Origin of the sequence: Novosphingobium sp. KACC 22771, from assembly GCF_028736195.1 — a bacterium.
Classification (GTDB): Bacteria; Pseudomonadota; Alphaproteobacteria; order Sphingomonadales; family Sphingomonadaceae; genus Novosphingobium.
Map to the genome: position 1 here is coordinate 1,464,189 of NZ_CP117881.1, position 16,288 is coordinate 1,480,476.

At 65.8% G+C, this 16,288-nt stretch carries 12 protein-coding genes; 6 read left to right on the forward strand and 6 right to left on the reverse strand.

The window, feature by feature from the left end; translation table 11 throughout:
• Nucleotide 1 precedes the first annotated feature (1 nt).
• Nucleotides 2–1,369 (reverse strand): aldehyde dehydrogenase family protein, encoded by a 1,368-nt coding sequence (locus tag PQ467_RS06710; RefSeq protein ID WP_274176103.1) that lies wholly within the window; start codon nt 1,367–1,369, stop codon nt 2–4.
• Nucleotides 1,370–1,568: 199 nt separating this feature from the next.
• Nucleotides 1,569–3,020 carry a protein adenylyltransferase SelO family protein gene (locus PQ467_RS06715; RefSeq protein WP_274175735.1) on the reverse strand — a complete coding sequence of 484 codons (1,452 nt, stop codon included), beginning with the start codon at nt 3,018–3,020 and terminating at the stop codon, nt 1,569–1,571.
• Nucleotides 3,021–3,100: 80 nt separating this feature from the next.
• Here PQ467_RS06715 and PQ467_RS06720 point away from each other — a divergent pair, with 80 nt between their 5' ends.
• From PQ467_RS06720 to PQ467_RS06740, 5 genes are all read left to right on the forward strand, one after another.
• A complete protein-coding gene (locus tag PQ467_RS06720; protein WP_274175736.1) occupies nt 3,101–3,967 on the forward strand; it encodes an alpha/beta fold hydrolase in 867 nt (288 codons plus the stop codon).
• Entirely contained in the window at nt 3,964–5,106 is a 1,143-nt protein-coding gene (locus PQ467_RS06725; RefSeq protein ID WP_274175737.1) for a glycosyltransferase family 4 protein, read from the forward strand. The genes PQ467_RS06720 and PQ467_RS06725 overlap by 4 nt, the downstream gene beginning before the upstream one ends.
• A gap of 141 nt (nt 5,107–5,247) precedes the next feature.
• Nucleotides 5,248–6,186, forward strand: a complete 939-nt coding sequence (locus tag PQ467_RS06730; protein ID WP_274175738.1) for a tetratricopeptide repeat protein — start codon at nt 5,248–5,250, stop codon at nt 6,184–6,186.
• Between the two features lie 32 nt (nt 6,187–6,218).
• Nucleotides 6,219–7,577, forward strand: a complete 1,359-nt coding sequence (locus PQ467_RS06735; RefSeq protein WP_274175739.1) for a PQQ-like beta-propeller repeat protein — start codon at nt 6,219–6,221, stop codon at nt 7,575–7,577.
• A gap of 44 nt (nt 7,578–7,621) precedes the next feature.
• Nucleotides 7,622–8,926: a methyltransferase family protein gene (locus tag PQ467_RS06740; RefSeq protein WP_274175740.1), complete on the forward strand. Its 1,305-nt coding sequence runs from the start codon at nt 7,622–7,624 to the stop codon at nt 8,924–8,926.
• On the opposite strand, the gene PQ467_RS06745 is transcribed toward PQ467_RS06740, so the two are convergent.
• Nucleotides 8,923–10,293, reverse strand: a complete 1,371-nt coding sequence (locus tag PQ467_RS06745) for a glutamate--cysteine ligase (protein ID WP_274175741.1) — start codon at nt 10,291–10,293, stop codon at nt 8,923–8,925. The two genes, PQ467_RS06740 and PQ467_RS06745, sit on opposite strands and share 4 nt — an antisense overlap.
• 64 nt (nt 10,294–10,357) lie before the next feature.
• A complete protein-coding gene (locus PQ467_RS06750; protein ID WP_274175742.1) occupies nt 10,358–11,122 on the reverse strand; it encodes a 16S rRNA (uracil(1498)-N(3))-methyltransferase in 765 nt (254 codons plus the stop codon).
• 47 nt (nt 11,123–11,169) lie between these two features.
• Here PQ467_RS06750 and ubiA point away from each other — a divergent pair, with 47 nt between their 5' ends.
• A complete protein-coding gene (gene ubiA / locus PQ467_RS06755; protein ID WP_274175743.1) occupies nt 11,170–12,081 on the forward strand; it encodes a 4-hydroxybenzoate octaprenyltransferase in 912 nt (303 codons plus the stop codon).
• Here the strand turns inward: ubiA and PQ467_RS06760 are convergent.
• Both PQ467_RS06760 and PQ467_RS06765 read right to left on the reverse strand, forming a co-directional pair.
• Nucleotides 12,078–15,494 carry a chromosome segregation SMC family protein gene (locus tag PQ467_RS06760; RefSeq protein ID WP_274175744.1) on the reverse strand — a complete coding sequence of 1,139 codons (3,417 nt, stop codon included), beginning with the start codon at nt 15,492–15,494 and terminating at the stop codon, nt 12,078–12,080. The two genes, ubiA and PQ467_RS06760, sit on opposite strands and share 4 nt — an antisense overlap.
• 9 nt (nt 15,495–15,503) lie before the next feature.
• Nucleotides 15,504–16,259, reverse strand: a complete 756-nt coding sequence (locus tag PQ467_RS06765; protein ID WP_274175745.1) for a thioredoxin domain-containing protein — start codon at nt 16,257–16,259, stop codon at nt 15,504–15,506.
• Between the last annotated feature and the right edge of the window lie 29 nt (nt 16,260–16,288).

Here is a 16,288-nt window from a genome sequence, read left to right on the forward strand (position 1 = left end):
GTCAGATTTCGGCAGCAAACCCGGTCCCGATCATCGCACGCGGATGATCCATCTCGGCAGAACTCACGGGATAGGCGCATGAATCCGCCTCATAATAGCCGCCGGGCCGGAAATTGCCAGACAGACCCACCCCGCCCGACGGCACACCGGGCAATTCGGTAATGGTCGCCCGGTTCCAATGCGTCAGTCCCGTGCGGACATTGGCCCAGAAGCGGTTATATTCTTCCTGAGTTCCCCCGATCAGCGCCGACACCAACCCATAGCGGGTGGCATTGGCCTGAGTGATGGCGGCATCGAAATCGGGTACGCGGATGACCTGAAGCAGCGGACCGAACAATTCGACATCGGGGCGCTCACGCATGTCGGTCACATCGATGATCGCCGGGCTGATAAAGGGCCGTTGCGGATCAAGGCGGGCCATATGCTTGATGGGCCGCCCCCCGCGCGACATCAGCCAGATGAAGCTCTGCACCAGTCCGTCGGCGGCACGGTTGTCGATCAGCGGGCCCATGAAGGGCGTGGTCTCATCATCGGGCGCGCCGCAGATGATCCTATCGGCCAGACGCTTGACCGCTGCCAGCAATGGCTCGGCCATTTCCTCGCGCACGATCAGACGGCGCGCGCAGGTCGCCCTTTGGCCCGAGGCGGTGAAGGCCGATTGCACGACCAGCATGGCCGCATCCTCGATCTGGGGCGTATCCCACACGACGATGGCATTGTTGCCGCCCATTTCCAGCGAGAGCAGCTTGCCCGGCCGCCCGGCAATGCGCCGCGCCAGATTTTGCCCGACCTGAGTGGAGCCCGAAAAAAATACGCCATCCACGCCGTCATGCAACGCCAGGTCCATCGCCGCCTCGCCCTGCGCAACGGCAATCTGGACAAGGTCGGCAGCCAATCCTGCGCGCTTGAAGCAATCCTCGATCAAAAGCGCGGTTGGCACGGCGCGGCTGGAGGGTTTGAACAGCACCGCATTGCCAGCCAATATGGCCGGAGCGATATGCGAGAGCGGCGTCAACAGGGGCTGACAGAACGTGGTGATGACCGCCAGCACGCCCATCGGCTTATGCCGCACGGCCACCGCGCCATTCGCGCCGCCCTCGTGCCGCCTGTGGGCGCAGCGGTCGGCATAGGCCCGCACGCAACCATCGACGCGGGCCAGAGCCGCCTCAACCTCGGCAAAGCAATCCCACATCGGGCGGCCGGTATCGCGCGCAATGGTTTCGGCAAATTCCTGCGAACGCTGACGCAGCGCCCCGGTCAGGCGTCGCACCGCATCGACCCGTGCGGAGAGCGGCTGGCAGGCCCATCCGGCATAAGCGGCGCGCGCGGCGGCGATCTGGGCGTCCAGATCCGTCGGCCAGTTCTGCATCAGCACTGCGCCGCTGGCCGGATCGCGTGAGATCACGGGATCGGGTGCTTGATCGGGCAGGGCGGCAAGAGCGATGGCTGACAAGGCAGTTTTCCGAAAGGGGGCAGGGGGCACGCATGCCGCCTTGGTTGCCAAGTCTAAAGCAATCTAGGTTGGCAATTCCTTAATGGCCCCTTCCGGGCGCTGCGGCTTCCTTCTACTAAGCATTTGACGCGGAAACATGTCCGGCGGGCATGGGGGGCTCGCCAAGGGCATCGCCCAGCGCGCGAATGGCCATGACATGGCGATGAAGCGGTTGCCAATCATCGTCGCGATCAATGGCCGCCCATAATGTTTCGACGGTTTCGATATGGTTGTCCGGGGGCGGGGCCTGCCATGCGGGATGGGCGCGGGCGTCCTTGATCGGCGCATAGTCGGCCAGAACTGCACGCAGCGGCGATCCTTCGCGCAACAGTGAAACGGCCTCATCGGGCATGCCGCGAAAGAGGTGAAAGAAAGCGTCCGGCGACATCTGCTCTTCGCGCATATGCGCGCCAGCCGCCGCCAGCAGCGCTGCGTCGTGCTCCGCGTTTTCACCAAGGCCTTGCGGCGCCAGCCCCAGCCGCCACAACACCCTGCGCGCCAGAGCCGCCTGATACAGCCCATCAAACCGGTCGAGCGCCGCAATCAGAGGCGCCGTATCGGCCACCAGCAAACGCAGCGCCACCGCCAGTTGACCGCAATTCCACTTGATCGCCTCGGCCTGTTTGCCAAAGCGATAGCGGCCCGCGTGATCGAAATAGGCAGCGGTAAAATCGGCGTCCCATCGCGGCAACCAGCGCCATGGGCCATAATCGAAACTCTCGCCCGAAATGTTCATGTTGTCGGTGTTGAGCACGCCATGGACAAAGCCCGACGCGACATAGGAGGCGGCCATATCGGCAAGCCGCTCGACCACCTGATGCAGCAGGATGATGGCAGGTTGATCGCGGCCCGGCGCATCGGCGGGCGGCGGCGGGCCGGGGAATTGCGCCAGGGCATAATCGACCAGTTCGGCCATATGCCCGGCTTCCTCCAGCACCAGCAGGCGCTGAAACGTGCCGATGCGGATATGGCCATGGCTCATGCGCACCAGCACAGCCGAGCGCGTGGGCGAGGGTTCATCGCCGCGCCAAAGCGCCTCGCCGGTTTCGACCACGCTGAAAGTTTTCGAGGTGTTCGTGCCCAAGGCTTCCAGCATCTCGGTCGCCAGAATCTCGCGCACCGCGCCCTTCAGCGTCAGGCGACCATCGCCTTGTCGGCTCCACGGCGTCTGCCCCGAACCTTTGGTGCCAAGGTCGATCAGGCGTCCGGCGCCGTCGCGCATCTGGGCAAACAGAAAACCGCGCCCATCGCCAAGTTCGGGATTATACACGCCAAACTGGTGGCCATGATAACGCAGCGCCAGCGGTTGAGGCAGATTGTCCGGCAACGGCGTGAACCTTCCGAAATGGGCAATCCACCCCGCATCGTCCAGCCCATCGAGCCCTATGCCCCGCGCCCAGCGATCATTACGCCAGCGCAGACGCGCCTCGGGGAAGTCAGCAGGCGCAACCGGATCGCCCAGCCAAGGGGCCAGATGAAGGATTTGCGGATCGGGGGCGTAGGCATTCGCTTGCGGTTCATGGCGCATGGGGCAATAAGTGGGCGCACAAGCGGCGGGGCGCAAGCCATGCCTGCGCAAAATTGCGATAAGGAAGCGCCCGCAAGGCCATGAACACGTTTACCGATCAATTTTGGCAAAGCCCCGATGGGCTGCGTCTGCACTATCGTGACTATGCCGGGCCTGATGATCGTCCGGTGGTGGTCTGTCTGCCGGGCCTGACGCGCAATGCGCGCGATTTCGAAGGGCTGGCGGGGCGCATTGCGGGGCAATGGCGGGTTTTATGCCCGGACATGCGCGGGCGCGGCGATTCGCACTATGCCAAGAATTCGGCCACCTATAATCCGCTGCAATATGTGCAGGACATCAACGCGCTGTTCGACGAGCTCAAGATCCAGCGCTTTGTGGTGGTCGGCACATCGCTGGGCGGGCTGATGGCGATGCTGCTGGCGATGATCGATGCCAAGCGGATTGCGGGGGCTGTTCTCAATGATATCGGCCCGGTGATTGAGCCATCCGGCCTTGCCCGTATCCGCGATTATGTGGGACAGGGGCGCAGCTTTCCCACATGGATGCATGCCGCCCGTGCGCTGGAGGAGGAGCAGAGCGGCTCTTTCCCCGATTATGACGTCCATCAATGGCTGGCCATGGCCAAGCGGGTGATGACCGTCGGGCAGAACGGTCGCATCGTTTATGATTATGACATGAAGATCGCCGAGCCTTTCGAGCGCCCCGGCGGCGAGGCGGGGGTCGATCTGTGGCCCGGCTATATGGCGCTGGCCGGGCGTCCCCTGCTGCTGTTGCGCGGGGAATTGTCGGACCTGCTCTCCACCGAAACGCTGGGCGAAATGGCGCGGCGCATTCCCGATGCCGTCGCGGTCAGCGTGCGCCGCGTAGGCCATGCGCCCACGCTGGATGAACCCGAAGCGGCCTCGGCAATTGATCGCTTGCTGGAACGGGTGGCCCAAAACGTATGAGCGCCAATCCCTTGCGTGTCCTGCATCTCCATTCCAGCTTTAACCCCGGCGGCAAGGAATTGCGCTGTGTTCAACTGATCAACGCGTTTGGGGCGGGGGTGGCCCATACGATCGTTTCGGCCATGCCCGACGCGATGGAGGCCGCGCGCCGCATCATGCCCGGAATCCGGTGGCAGGCGGGCGCCGATTTCCCCTCGCTGCAGGGTAAGCCGACCCCCAAGCGCCTGATCGCGCTGGCCAGTGCGATGGCCGACTATGACCTTGTGCTGACTTATAATTTCGGTGCGATGGATGCGGTGCTGGCCCATACGCTGTTTGCCCAGATCCTGCGCCTGCCGCCCTTGGTCCACCATGAGGACGGGTTCAATCAGGATGAGGCGGTCAGCCTGAAATCCAGCCGCAACTGGTATCGACGGATCGCGCTGGGCCGGGCCAGCGCGCTGGTGGTCTGTTCGCAGCGGTTGGAGGGCATTGCGCGCGGCGTGTGGCAGCAGCCCGCAGGCAAGGTCCACCGCATCCCCAACGGCATCCGGACGGCCGCCTATAAGGCCAAGCCGCGTCCCGATGCCTTGCCCCGCGTGATCAAGCGTGAGGGTGAATTGTGGTTGGGCACGCTGGCGGGGCTGCGGCCGGTGAAGAACCTGCCGCGTCTGGTGCGCGCCTTTGCGGGCCTGCCTGAACCGTGGCAATTGGTGATCGCGGGCGATGGGCCGGAGCGCGAGGCGATCCGCGAAGAGGCGCTGCGGCTGGATATTGCGCACCGGGTCCATCTGCCCGGCCATGTCGGCGATCCGGCCAAGGTGGTGGGCCTGTTCGACCTGTTCGCCCTGTCATCCGACAGCGAGCAATTTCCGATCAGCGTGGTTGAGGCCATGGCGGCGGGATTGGCTGTGGTCAGCCCGGATGTGGGCGATGTCGCGCCGATGCTGGCGGCGGAAAACCGGCCCTTTATCGCGCATGCGGGCGATGAGGCCGCGTTTGCCGCGCAACTGGCACATCTGGCCGGGGATGCGGAATTGCGGCGCATGGTGGGGGCGGCGAATCGGACGCTGGCCGTGGACGAATATGATGAAGGCGGCATGGTTGAGCGCTACCGAGCGCTTTACGCCGGGGCCATGGGGCGCAATAGTTTTCCATGATTGCCGAAATGTTGCCGGACCATCGTCAACCTGCCGTCTCATAGCCGTTGAAAAGCCCGGCCCATCCGCTAAACGGCAATTTCGTTTTTTACTCGCGGTGTGACTTTTTCGCCCGCATCGATGATCAGGAAGTGAAGTCCCTTGGCCCTGCGTCCAACTCCTCCTCAGACCCGCGCCCAGCAATTGGCGGCACAACAGGCCCAGCAGGGCGACGCTTTCCTGCGCGAGGTGGATGACGCGCTGCGCGAGGATCAGATGATGACGGCCGTGCGCCGCTATGCCAAGCCGGTGGGGGCGGGGCTGGTGCTCGGTCTGGCCGCGCTGGGCGGCTATCTGTGGTGGGGCCATTATCAGGACCAGCAGGCCGCCACTCGCGCCGAGCAACTGACCATCGCGCTGGACCAGATCGAGGCAAGCCGCACCGATCTGGCCAACAAGACGCTTGATGGATTGGCGGCAGGCGGCAACACGGGCTCTGCGGTGGTCGCGCGGCTGGTCGAGGCCGGTCTGCTGGCCGGGCAGGGCAAGGCGCAGGACGCCGCCACGCGCTATGCCGCGGTGGCCGCCGACGCCAATGCGCCCCAGCCCTATCGCGATTTTGCCACGCTGCGCCAGGTCTCGCTCAATTATGACCAGATGAAGCCCGATGAGGTGATCGCCAAGCTCAAGCCTTTGGCGGCCCCCGGCGCGCCGTGGTTCGGTGCGGCAGGTGAACTGCTGGGGCTGGCCTATCTGAAGCAGGGCAAGAAGGAACTGGCCTCGCCGCTGTTCGGGGCGATTGCCAAGGACAAGGATCAGCCCGAATCCCTGCGCGCCCGCGTCCGTCAGGTTGCCAGCCAGTTGGGCTTTGACGCCATGGACGACGTTGCCCGCCCGATTGAGCTGAACGCGCCCCAGCCCGGCAGCGCGCCGGTTCAGGCTCCGCCCGTTGCGGCTGCGCCAGAGGCCCCGACGGCGGCTCCCGCCCCTGCGGCCAAGTCTGCCCCGGCCAAGGCGAAAGCCGCCACGCCACAAATCCCCCTGATGGTGGGCAAGCCCGGCGCGGCAACGCCCGCCGCGCCCGCCACCACCCAGCCCTGATCCATTCCTGACGGACCTTAAGGACCTGCCTCATGAAGTCTTTTGCTTCCTTTTGTCGTCAGCCTGGTCGCGCGCTGCTGTCGGTGGCGCTGATCGCGGCGCTCTCGGCCTGCGCCGGCGGGGCCAAGCTTGGCCGCAAGCCCAAGCCGACCACACCCACCACCGGCAAGCGCGAACCGATCCTGAGCCGCGTTGAATCCTCGGCCCAGGCGGATATGGACATCGCCACGATGGCCGTTGTCCTGCCGCTGGCCCAACCCAATGCCGAATGGGCGCAGCCGGGCGGTTCGGCCGCCAAGAGCTACGGCAATCTGGCGCTGGGCGAAAATCCCAAGCCGATCTGGGAAGTGCATGTCGCCGGTTCGAACGTGCGGCGGCGTCTGGGCGCGGCGCCGGTTGTGGGCGGCGGCTCGATGTTTGTGTTCGACACCGATGGCGTGCTCCACGCGTTTGATGCGACCACAGGCGCGCCGCAATGGACCCAATCGCTGGCCGTCACGGGCGGTGCTGGCGAAGCGGTGTTCGGCGGCGGGGCTTCGTATGATTCGGGTCGCGTCTATGTGACGACCGGGGTTGGCGATGTTGCCGCGCTGGACGCCAAGACCGGCGCTATCGCGTGGAAGGTGCGTCCGGGCGGCCCGCTGCGCGGTTCGCCCACGGTGGCCTTTGGCGCCGTCTATGTGATGACCCAGAACAACGAAATCCACGCGCTCAAGATCGAGGACGGCACCGGCCTGTGGCAGGAATCGGCTTCGCTGGGCGCCACGGGCGTGTTCGGCGTGGCCGCGCCTGCGGCGGGTCAGGGCTCGGTGGTGGCCGGGTTCTCGACGGGTGAGTTGATCGCCTATCGCTATGAAAATGGGCGCACGCTGTGGAATGACGCGCTGGCGCGCACCTCGCTCTCGACCATGGTGGGCGTGCTGACCGATATTGACGCCGACCCGATCATCGATCGCGGCCGCGTATATGCGCTGGGTCAGGGCGGGCGTATGGCCGCCTATGAACTCGTCACCGGCCAGCGTCTGTGGGAGCTCAATCTGGCGGGCATTTCCACCCCGGCGATTGCGGGGGATTGGATTTTCACCCTGACCGACGAGGCCAAGCTGCTCTGCATTTCCAAGGCCAGCGGCAAGGTGCGCTGGGTGGCGCAACTTAATCGCTGGACCAAGCCCAAGAAGAAGGAAGGCCCGATCTTCTGGACTGGCCCGGTGCTGGCGGGTGATCGCCTGTGGGTGGCGAACAGCCGGGGCGAGGTCCATGTGGTGAGCGCGATGGACGGCGTGTCCAAGTTCTATACCGAGGTGAAAGCGCCGATCACGCTGGCCCCGATTGTGGCCAATGGCATCCTTTACCTACTGGACGATTCGGGCCGGATCACTGCGCTTAAGTAACAGCGTTTTCCCGCTCTTAACCTGTGGCTGATAGGGCTGGCGGAATGGATTGTTCCGCCAGCCCTTCTGTTACCGCCCGACCGCAAAGCGATGTTTCCACCGGCGTCGGCCTGGTGGGGCTGGTCGTGCTGGTGGTCTGGGTGTTGGTTTGTCGATCGTGGCCGGTGGTGGCCGCGGCTTTCGATCTTGGCGGGCCGCGCGAGCCCTTGGCCGGGCCATATGCGGCGGTGCTTGCGCTGGTGCTGTGTTCGGGCGCGATGGCTCTGTGGTCGGTGCTGGTGGACAAGGTGCATTGGCGCGCATCGACCGGGATTGATTGGGACCATCCTCGGCCCTTGCGCGATGTTTTGGGGATCAGCGCGGTTAAGTTGGTCGGCCTGTGGGCGACATGGGCGGTGATCGGCACGGCCTATTGTCTTTTCCGCTTCTACTGGCAGGAGCCTTGGCTCTTCGGCATCCGCCTGATCGGTATCGCGACGGTGCCGATGGTGCTTTTGTCGGTGCCTTATGTGCTGTGGCTGGACCGGGTTTTGATCGAGCCGCGCGATGGGGCTTGGCACTGCGGGGCTTGGGTGCTGGGCCGCGACGGCGCGGATGCGGCGCTGCTTCTGCTCCATGCGCGGCGCTGGGCGGTGAAGGGCTTTTTCACGGCCTTTATGCTCTCGATCCTGCCGGGCGGCTTTGCGGGGGTGGTCCATTTTGATGCAAGTGGGCTGGGCGATCCCGTGGCGCTGGCCAATTGGCTGATCACCTGGCTTTTCATGATCGATGTGCAGATCGGCACGGCGGGCTATCTCTTTACCCTGCGCCCGCTCGATGCGCATATTCGCAGCGCCAATCCCTATCTTGACGGCTGGGTTGCGGCGCTGGTGTGTTATCCGCCGTTCATTATGATGGGCGGCAATGGGCCGCTGGACTATCATCCCGGCACGGCGGAATGGTCGCAATGGCTGGCCGGGCATGAATGGGCGCTATGGGGCTGGGGGGCGTGGCTGGTGGCGCTGACCGGCGTTTATGCCTGGGCCACAGTGGCCTTTGGCCTGCGCTTTTCGAATTTGACCTATCGCGGGATCATCACGCATGGGCCTTATCGGCTGACGCGCCATCCGGCCTATGTGGCCAAAAACCTGTTCTGGTGGTCGGTGACGCTGCCTTTTCTCAGCCCATCGGGATCGCTGGTCGATTGCATCCGCAACACCGCGATTTTGGCGATGGTCAGCGCGGTCTATTGGTGGCGGGCCAAGACCGAGGAGCGGCATCTGTTGGCGCAGGACGCCAAATATCGCGCCTATTGGGCATGGGCCGAGACAGGCGCGCCGGTCACGCGCCTGCTCAAGCGGTTCATTTAGAAGCTGGCTTCGTCGTAAACGCGGCCAAGATCGCCACCCCATTCGCCATGATAGCGATCAAGCCAGAGCTGGGCAGGAACCTTGCCGCTGGCCACGATTTCGTCGAGCGGGTCGAGATAGCGGGTTTCATCCGCGCCTTCGGCATTCAGGCGCGCGCGCGATTTCAGGCCAGCGCGGGCAATCGCCAGCACTTCGCCCGCGATATCGCCCAACCGACCCCCGGCAATCGGCGCATCCAACGCCAGCTTGGGCACGCTGGAGCGCAGCGTCTCGCGCTCGTCCATGCTCCAGCCCTTGACCAGATCCCATGCGGCATCCAGCGCGCCCTGATCATAGAGCAGGCCGACCCAGAGCGCGGGCAGCGCCACGATCCGTTCGACCGGCCCGCCATCGGCGCCGCGCATTTCCAGAAAGCTCTTGAGGCGAACTTCGGGGAAGGCGGTCGAGAGGTGATCCTGCCAGTCGCCGATGGTCGGGCGCTCACCGGGCAGGGCGGGCAGTTTGCCATCGAGGAAATCGCGGAAAGACTGGCCCGCAGCATCGATATACCGGCCATCGCGGAACACGAAATACATCGGTACATCAAGCATATACTCGACATAGCGTTCGTAGCCGAAACCATCCTCGAACACGAAGGGCAACATGCCGGTGCGCGCCGGATCGGTGTCCGACCAGATGTGGCTGCGATAGGAGAGATAGCCGTTGGGCTTGCCTTCCAGAAACGGCGAATTGGCGAAAAGCGCGGTGGCCAGCGGCTGAAGAGCCAGCGACACGCGGAATTTCTGCACCATGTCGGCTTCGCTGCTGTAATCCAGATTGGTCTGGATCGTGCAGGTGCGCAGCATCATGTCGAGCCCCATCGACCCCACGCGCGGCATATGGCGCAGCATGATGTCATAGCGGCCCTTGGGCATGATCGGCAATTCGTCGCGCCGCTTGTCCGGGTAAAGGCCAAGGCTGAGAAAGCCCAGATCGCTGGCGGCGCCCACGGCCTTGACCTGATCGATATGGCGGCGGGTTTCCGCGTCCGTTTCATGCAGATTTTCCAGCGGCGCGCCCGACAATTCGATTTGGCCCGCCGGTTCAAGGCTGACCGCGCCATCGCTGCCTTTAAGGGCAATGACGTTATCGCCCTCCATGATCTCGCTCCAGCCATAGGGTTTCAGCCCCATCAGCAGGTCGCGGATGCCGCCCGCCTCGTCATAGGCCGGGGCGTGACGGTCGGCGCCGCGATAGACAATCTTTTCATGCTCGGTGCCGATACGCCATTGGGCGCGCGGCTTCTCGCCCTCCTGCATCGGAGAGGCAAGCTGATCCAGCCCGGTAATCAGGGGATCGTGTTGGTCGGTCGCTTCGCGGGTGCTCATGGCGCGACTTCCTAGTGGGCCAAATCGCTTTGCGCCAGCGAGAAAATCGATTTGCCCTACGCCGTCAGGCTGATGCCCAGTCGCCCATCCCGCCCATCCACAGTGCGGTGGCGGCAATACAGGCGGTTTCACCTCTCAGAATGCGCGGCCCCAATGTAATCGCATGCGCCGATGCATGGGCGCGGATGGCGGCGCGCTCCTCGTCGGTAAAGCCCCCTTCCGGCCCGGTCAGCAGCGCGGCGGGGCCGGAATGGACGGCAAATGTGGCCAGCGCGGGCGCTCCACCCTGCTCATCGGCAAAGAACAGGGCGCGCGGGGCCACCCACTCGCGTAGCACCACATCGAGCCGCACCGGCGCGCCAATTGTGGGCAGGGCGGTGCGCGCGCATTGCTCCGCCGCCTCGATCAACGTGGCGCGGGCGCGGTCCAAGTTCAATTTATCCGCCACGCAGCGACGGGTCAGCACCGGCTGAATATGGCGGACCCCCAATTCGCAGGCTTTTTCCAGCACCAGATCGAAGCGATCCTTTTTGAGCAATCCGGCGCAAAGCGTGAAATCGGGCACCGCTTCGCGCCCGCGCAGCAGGTCCACGCATTCCAGCACCAGATCGCGCTTGCCCACCGACACGGCGCGTGCGGCCCATTCGCCCGAGACGTCATCGCACAGGATCACCGCATCACCGGGCCCCACGCGCATCACCCGGCCCAGATAATGCGCCTGCGGCCCGTCAATGCAGACCTGCGCCCCGGCGGACAGGGGCGTTTCGACAAACAGGCGCGGCGCGCTGCGCGGGGGCCAGGCGGGAGTGGCGGGAAGATGGTCGCTCATGGCCTGCGCTCTAGCCGATTGCGGGCGCGCAGGCTATGGCATGGCGCATGAGCGAAACCGTCCAGATCGTACCCGACAGCGAACATCGCGGGATCATGGGGCTGCTGCCCGCCGCAGCGCGCGATTATGCCTCTTTGGCGCGGCTGGACCGGCCGATTGGCTGGTGGCTGCTGTTTTGGCCCTGCGCGTGGGGCGTGTTGCTGGCTGGCGGCGTCCATCGCTGGGGCCTGCTGCTCTGGCTCCTGCTGGGCAGTGTGGTGATGCGCGGCGCGGGGTGCGTTTACAATGATATCGTCGATGTCGACATTGACCGCCGCGTGGCGCGCACCGCCCTGCGCCCGATTGCCAGCGGGCGGGTATCGAAAAAATCGGCTTGGGGCTGGCTGATCGCACTTTGCCTGATCGGCCTTGTCGTCCTGCTGCAATTGCGGTGGCAGGCGCAACTGGTGGCGCTCGGGTCCTTGGCGCTGGTGGCGGCCTATCCCTTTATGAAGCGGATCACCGGATGGCCGCAGGCGTGGCTGGGGCTCGTGTTCACATGGGGGGCGCCGGTCGGCTGGGTCGAAATGCGGGGCTTTGACGGGCTGGGGGCGCTTGGGCTGCTTTATGCGGGCTGCTGGGCCTGGTGCATGGCCTATGACACGATCTATGCGCTTCAGGACCGCGAGGATGACGCGCTGGTGGGTATCGGTTCCTCGGCGCTTTCTTTCGGGCGGCATGTGCATGCGGGCGTGGGCGCGCTCTATGCGATGGCGCTGGGTTGCTGGGCGGGGGCCTTGTGGCTGGTGCGGGTGGATTGGCTGGCTTTGCTGGCGCTGTTGCCGGTGGCGCTGCATTTCCTGTGGCAGGTGGGTACGCTCAAGCAGGATGATGGCAGCAATGCGCTGGCCCGGTTTCGGTCCAACCGCTTTGCCGGGTTGCTGATGGCGCTGGCCTGTCTGGTGGTGGGCAATGCCTAACTGGCTTCGGCCAGCAATTGCTCCGCCGCGTTTAAATCCACGCTGACCAGCCGCGAGACGCCACGCTCCACCATGGTTACGCCGAACAGGCGATGCATCCGGCTCATCGTCACGGCATTATGCGTGACGACCAGATAGCGCGTCTCGGTTTCCCGCGTCATCGCCTCCAGCAGATCGCAGAACCGCTCGATATTGGCATCGTCAAGCGGCGCATCCACCTCGTCCAGCACGCAGATCGGCGAGGGATTGGTCAGGAACAGCGCAAAGATCAGCGCCACCGCCGTCAGCGCCTGTTCGCCACCCGAAAGCAGGGTTAAGGATTGCAGACGCTTGCCCGGCGGCTGGGCAAAGATTTCCAGACCGGCCTCCAATGGGTCATCCGAATCGACCAGCGCCAGATGCGCCTGTCCCCCCTGAAACAGCGTGGTGAACAGGCGCCGGAAATGGCCATCAACGGCATCGAAGGCGGCGCGCAGCCTTTCGCGCCCCTCGCGGTTCAGATTGCCGATCGATCCGCGCAGCCGATTGACTGCCTCGGCCAGTTCGGCGCGCTCGCGAATCGATTCGCCCGCCCGCTCCTCGGCGGCGGCCAATTCCTGCGCGGCGACCAGATTGACCGGCCCCAGCCTTTCGCGATCCGCCGCCCACTGGTCCATCGCGCGGCTTTCCTCGCCCGCCGTGGCGGTCTGGGTAAAACCGAAACGTTCGGTCAGCAGCGGGGGTGGGCATTGAAAACGCTCGCCCGAGGCGCGGTTCAATTCGGCACGGCGTTCGTTCTCATTCTCCGACCGCGCCAGCGCCCCCGCGCGCGCCTCGCGGGCGGCAAGCAAGGCCTGCTGCGCATCGGCCAGTTCGCGTTCGGCTTGCTTGGCGTGCTGCGCGGCCTGCGCCATGGCGCTTTCGGCCTGCGCCTGCGCCTGGACCAATCTCTGCTGCTCCTGCTCCACGGCGTCCATCTCGGCCCGGACGGCGGGCGGGCGGGCGGCATGGACGGCCTGCTCCTGCGCGATTTCCTCGATCCGCCCCGCCATCTGCGCCAATCTTTTGGCCGCATCGCTGGCCCGGTTCTGCCAGTTGCGGATCTCTCCCGATTGGGCATGAACCCGCTCGCGGGCCACGGCCATCGTCTGATCCTGCGCGGCCAGCAGGGCGGTGGCGGATTGATGATGAGCCCGCGCCGCCTCATGTCGCAGACGCGCCGCCTCCAGCATCGCCCGCCCGGCATCCGGCGCGGGCAGGGCAGAGCGGCGCTCCAGCGCGGCCTCCTGCTCGGCGCGGGCCGCATCGCGCTGCTGGGTCAGGTCCAGCGCGGCGGCCTGCAATTCGGCGCGGCGTGCGGCGGCGCGGTCGCGCGCGGCCTCGGCGGCGTCCATCGCGCGCAGGGCGGCGCGCTCGGCCTCGGCGGCGGCGGCCAATTCGCGCTCCAGCCCGGCAGCCTCATTTTGCGCCTGCGCCAGTTCGCCTGCCACTGCGCCTGCCTCGGCCTCGGCCTGCGCTACGGCCTCGCGCAGCGGCGGTATTTGCGCCTCCAGCGCGAGGAAACGGTTGTCCGCCTCCATTCGCGCCGCCTCCGCCGCGCCTTCGCCCCGCGCCACAAAGCCATCCCAGCGCCGCACGTGCCCCGCCCGGGTCACCAGCCATTCGCCGGGCAAGAGTGCGCGCCCGTCATCCGCCTCTTCCACCCAGACCAGCGCCAGTCGCGCTGCCAGTTCGACCGGGCAATCGGGCACGTGGACGATGAGGCTTTGCGCCACCGGGACAGGCGGCGTGGCCCCGGTCCAAAAGCGTCCCTCTGCTCCGGCCTCGCCCAAGGGCGCTTTGGCATCGCGGCCCAGCACGGCGGCCAGCGCGCGCTCATAGCCCGGCGCGGCGCGTACATGGTCAAGCGCGAGGCGGCGTCCGGCGGCGTTCTTTTGCGCCTTGGCGCGGGTCTCCCGGTCGCGCTGCAGGGCCTGAAATTCACGCTCTATCCCGGTCATATCGGCCCGTGCCGCCGAGAGCGCGCTGGCCGCCGCATCACGCCGGTTCATCAAGCCGGCGCGCCGCTCCTGTGCATCGTCCAGCGCCTCACGCGCCGTCGCCAATCTTGCGCTCGCCTCGTTTCGCCGCAGGGTGGCGGCGGCCAGATCGGCCAGCGGATCGCCCGCCCGGTCGAGCGCCGCCAATCCCTCGCCATTGCGCGCCAGCTCTGCCTCGGCGCGGGCGAGGCGGGTCCGGGCCTGCGCAATCTCGGCTTCGGCCACGCGCCATTCGGCCTCGACGCGGGCCTGCTCGGCATTGGCCTGCGCATAGGCGATTTCGGCGGCGCGTGCATTGCTGTCGGCCTCGTGCAGGGCTTGCGCCATAATGGGCCGCTCGGCCTCGGCCTGCGCCAATCGCGTGCGCGCCTCGTCCAATTCGCGTTGCAGCCGTTGCAAAGCTTCTGCCGCGTCATGGGTCAGCCGGTCGGCTTCGTTGCGGTCGGCTTCCAGCCTTGACTGCTGGCGGTCGAGGTCGGCCAATTTGGCCTGCGCGGCCTCCCACTGACTGTTCAGCGTGGCCAGCCTGTGGGTGTTCGCGCTGGCCGCTTCACGCGCGGCGCTCAACTGCTCACGGGCGGCAATGGCGGCCTGCGCTGCCTCGGCCTGTGCGCTTTGGGCGGTATCGGCGCCGGTCTGTGCGGCATGGGCGCGTTCATCGGCCAGTTTCGCTTCGACCTTGGCATGATCGGCCGCCTCTGCCGCCTCGCGCCAGCGGGCATACAGCACCCGCGCTTCGGCCACGCGGATCTGTTCCGACAGATGGCGATAGCGTTCGGCGGCCCGAGCCTGGCGCCGCAGTCCGGCGATCCGGCTTTCCAGCCCCGCCATCAGATCTTCGAGGCGCGACAGATTGGCCTCGGTTGCGCGCAATTTCTGCTCCGCATCGCGGCGACGCACATGCAGGCCCGCGATCCCCGCCGCTTCCTCCAGCATGGCGCGGCGTTCAGCGGGGCGGGCGTTGATGACGGCGGCGATCCGCCCCTGACTGACCAAGGCTGGCGAATGCGCGCCGGTCGCCGCATCGGCAAAGACCAGCGCCACATCCTTTTGCCGCGCATCGCGGCCATTGATGCGATAGGCCGAACCCGCGCCGCGCTCGATCCGGCGCACGACCTCCAGTTCCTCGCCCGCGCCGTCCAGCGCGGAAAGCACGACTTCGGCAAAATCGCGCGGCGGACGCTTTGCCGTGCCGGCAAAGATCACATCCTCCATCCCCCCGCCGCGCAGGCTCTTGGGGCTGCTCTCGCCCATCACCCAGCGGATGGCCTCAAGCAGATTGGATTTGCCGCAGCCGTTGGGGCCGACCACCCCGGTCAGCCCCGGCTCTATGCGCAGTTCGGCAGGCTCAACAAAGCTCTTGAAGCCTGAAAGTTTGAGCCGCCGAAAACGCATGAAAGCCTATCAGGCGCCCGCAGCCTTCAGCGCGGCTTCGACATTCTTCCACTCGGCGCCATCAACCTTGTTGTTGTTGATGAACACGGTCGGGGTCGAATTGATGCCCTTGGCGCTGATCGCCTCGGATGCCTTGGCCACGGCTTCGGCGCGGGGCAGGTCGGCAAGGCACTGGCGCTGCTGCGCCTCGGGCAGGCCGCGCGCCGAGAAGAAGGCGGTATAGCCCAGCGCATCGGCGATGGCGGGGTAACGCTGCGCGGCGGGCAGCTTCATCGCGGCCGAGGCCTGATCATACTGCTCCTTGGTCTGCGAATTCATCGCGTCGAAATTGGTGTAAACCTGTTCGATCAGGCCGAAATAGGCATCATCGCCGCCGCAGCGCGCCAGAACGGTCAGCGGGATATCCTGCGGGTGGATGGCAAAACTGCGGAACTCAAGGCTGACCTTGCCGCTGGCGATATAGTTGCCGGTCAGCGCGCTCATCCCGTCCTGCGCCAGTTTTGCGCAGTGAGGGCAGGAGAGCGAGCCATATTCGACCATCTTGATGGCGGCCTTGGGGTTGCCCACGATGATGCCGTCGCCATCCTCGGTCTTGGTAAAGGTTTCGGCCCAAGCTTTGCCCGAGGGCGGCGCCACGGCGGCCACGCTGCCGGCGGGCGCGTTGGCGGCGCCCCCTTCGGACTTGTTGCAGGCGGCCAGCCCCAGCGCGAGCGGCGCCATGGCCAGCATGGTCAGGGTACGAGTGGAAAGCGGGGCAAACATCATCTTGCGACCTATCCTTGGGCAAATGAAAC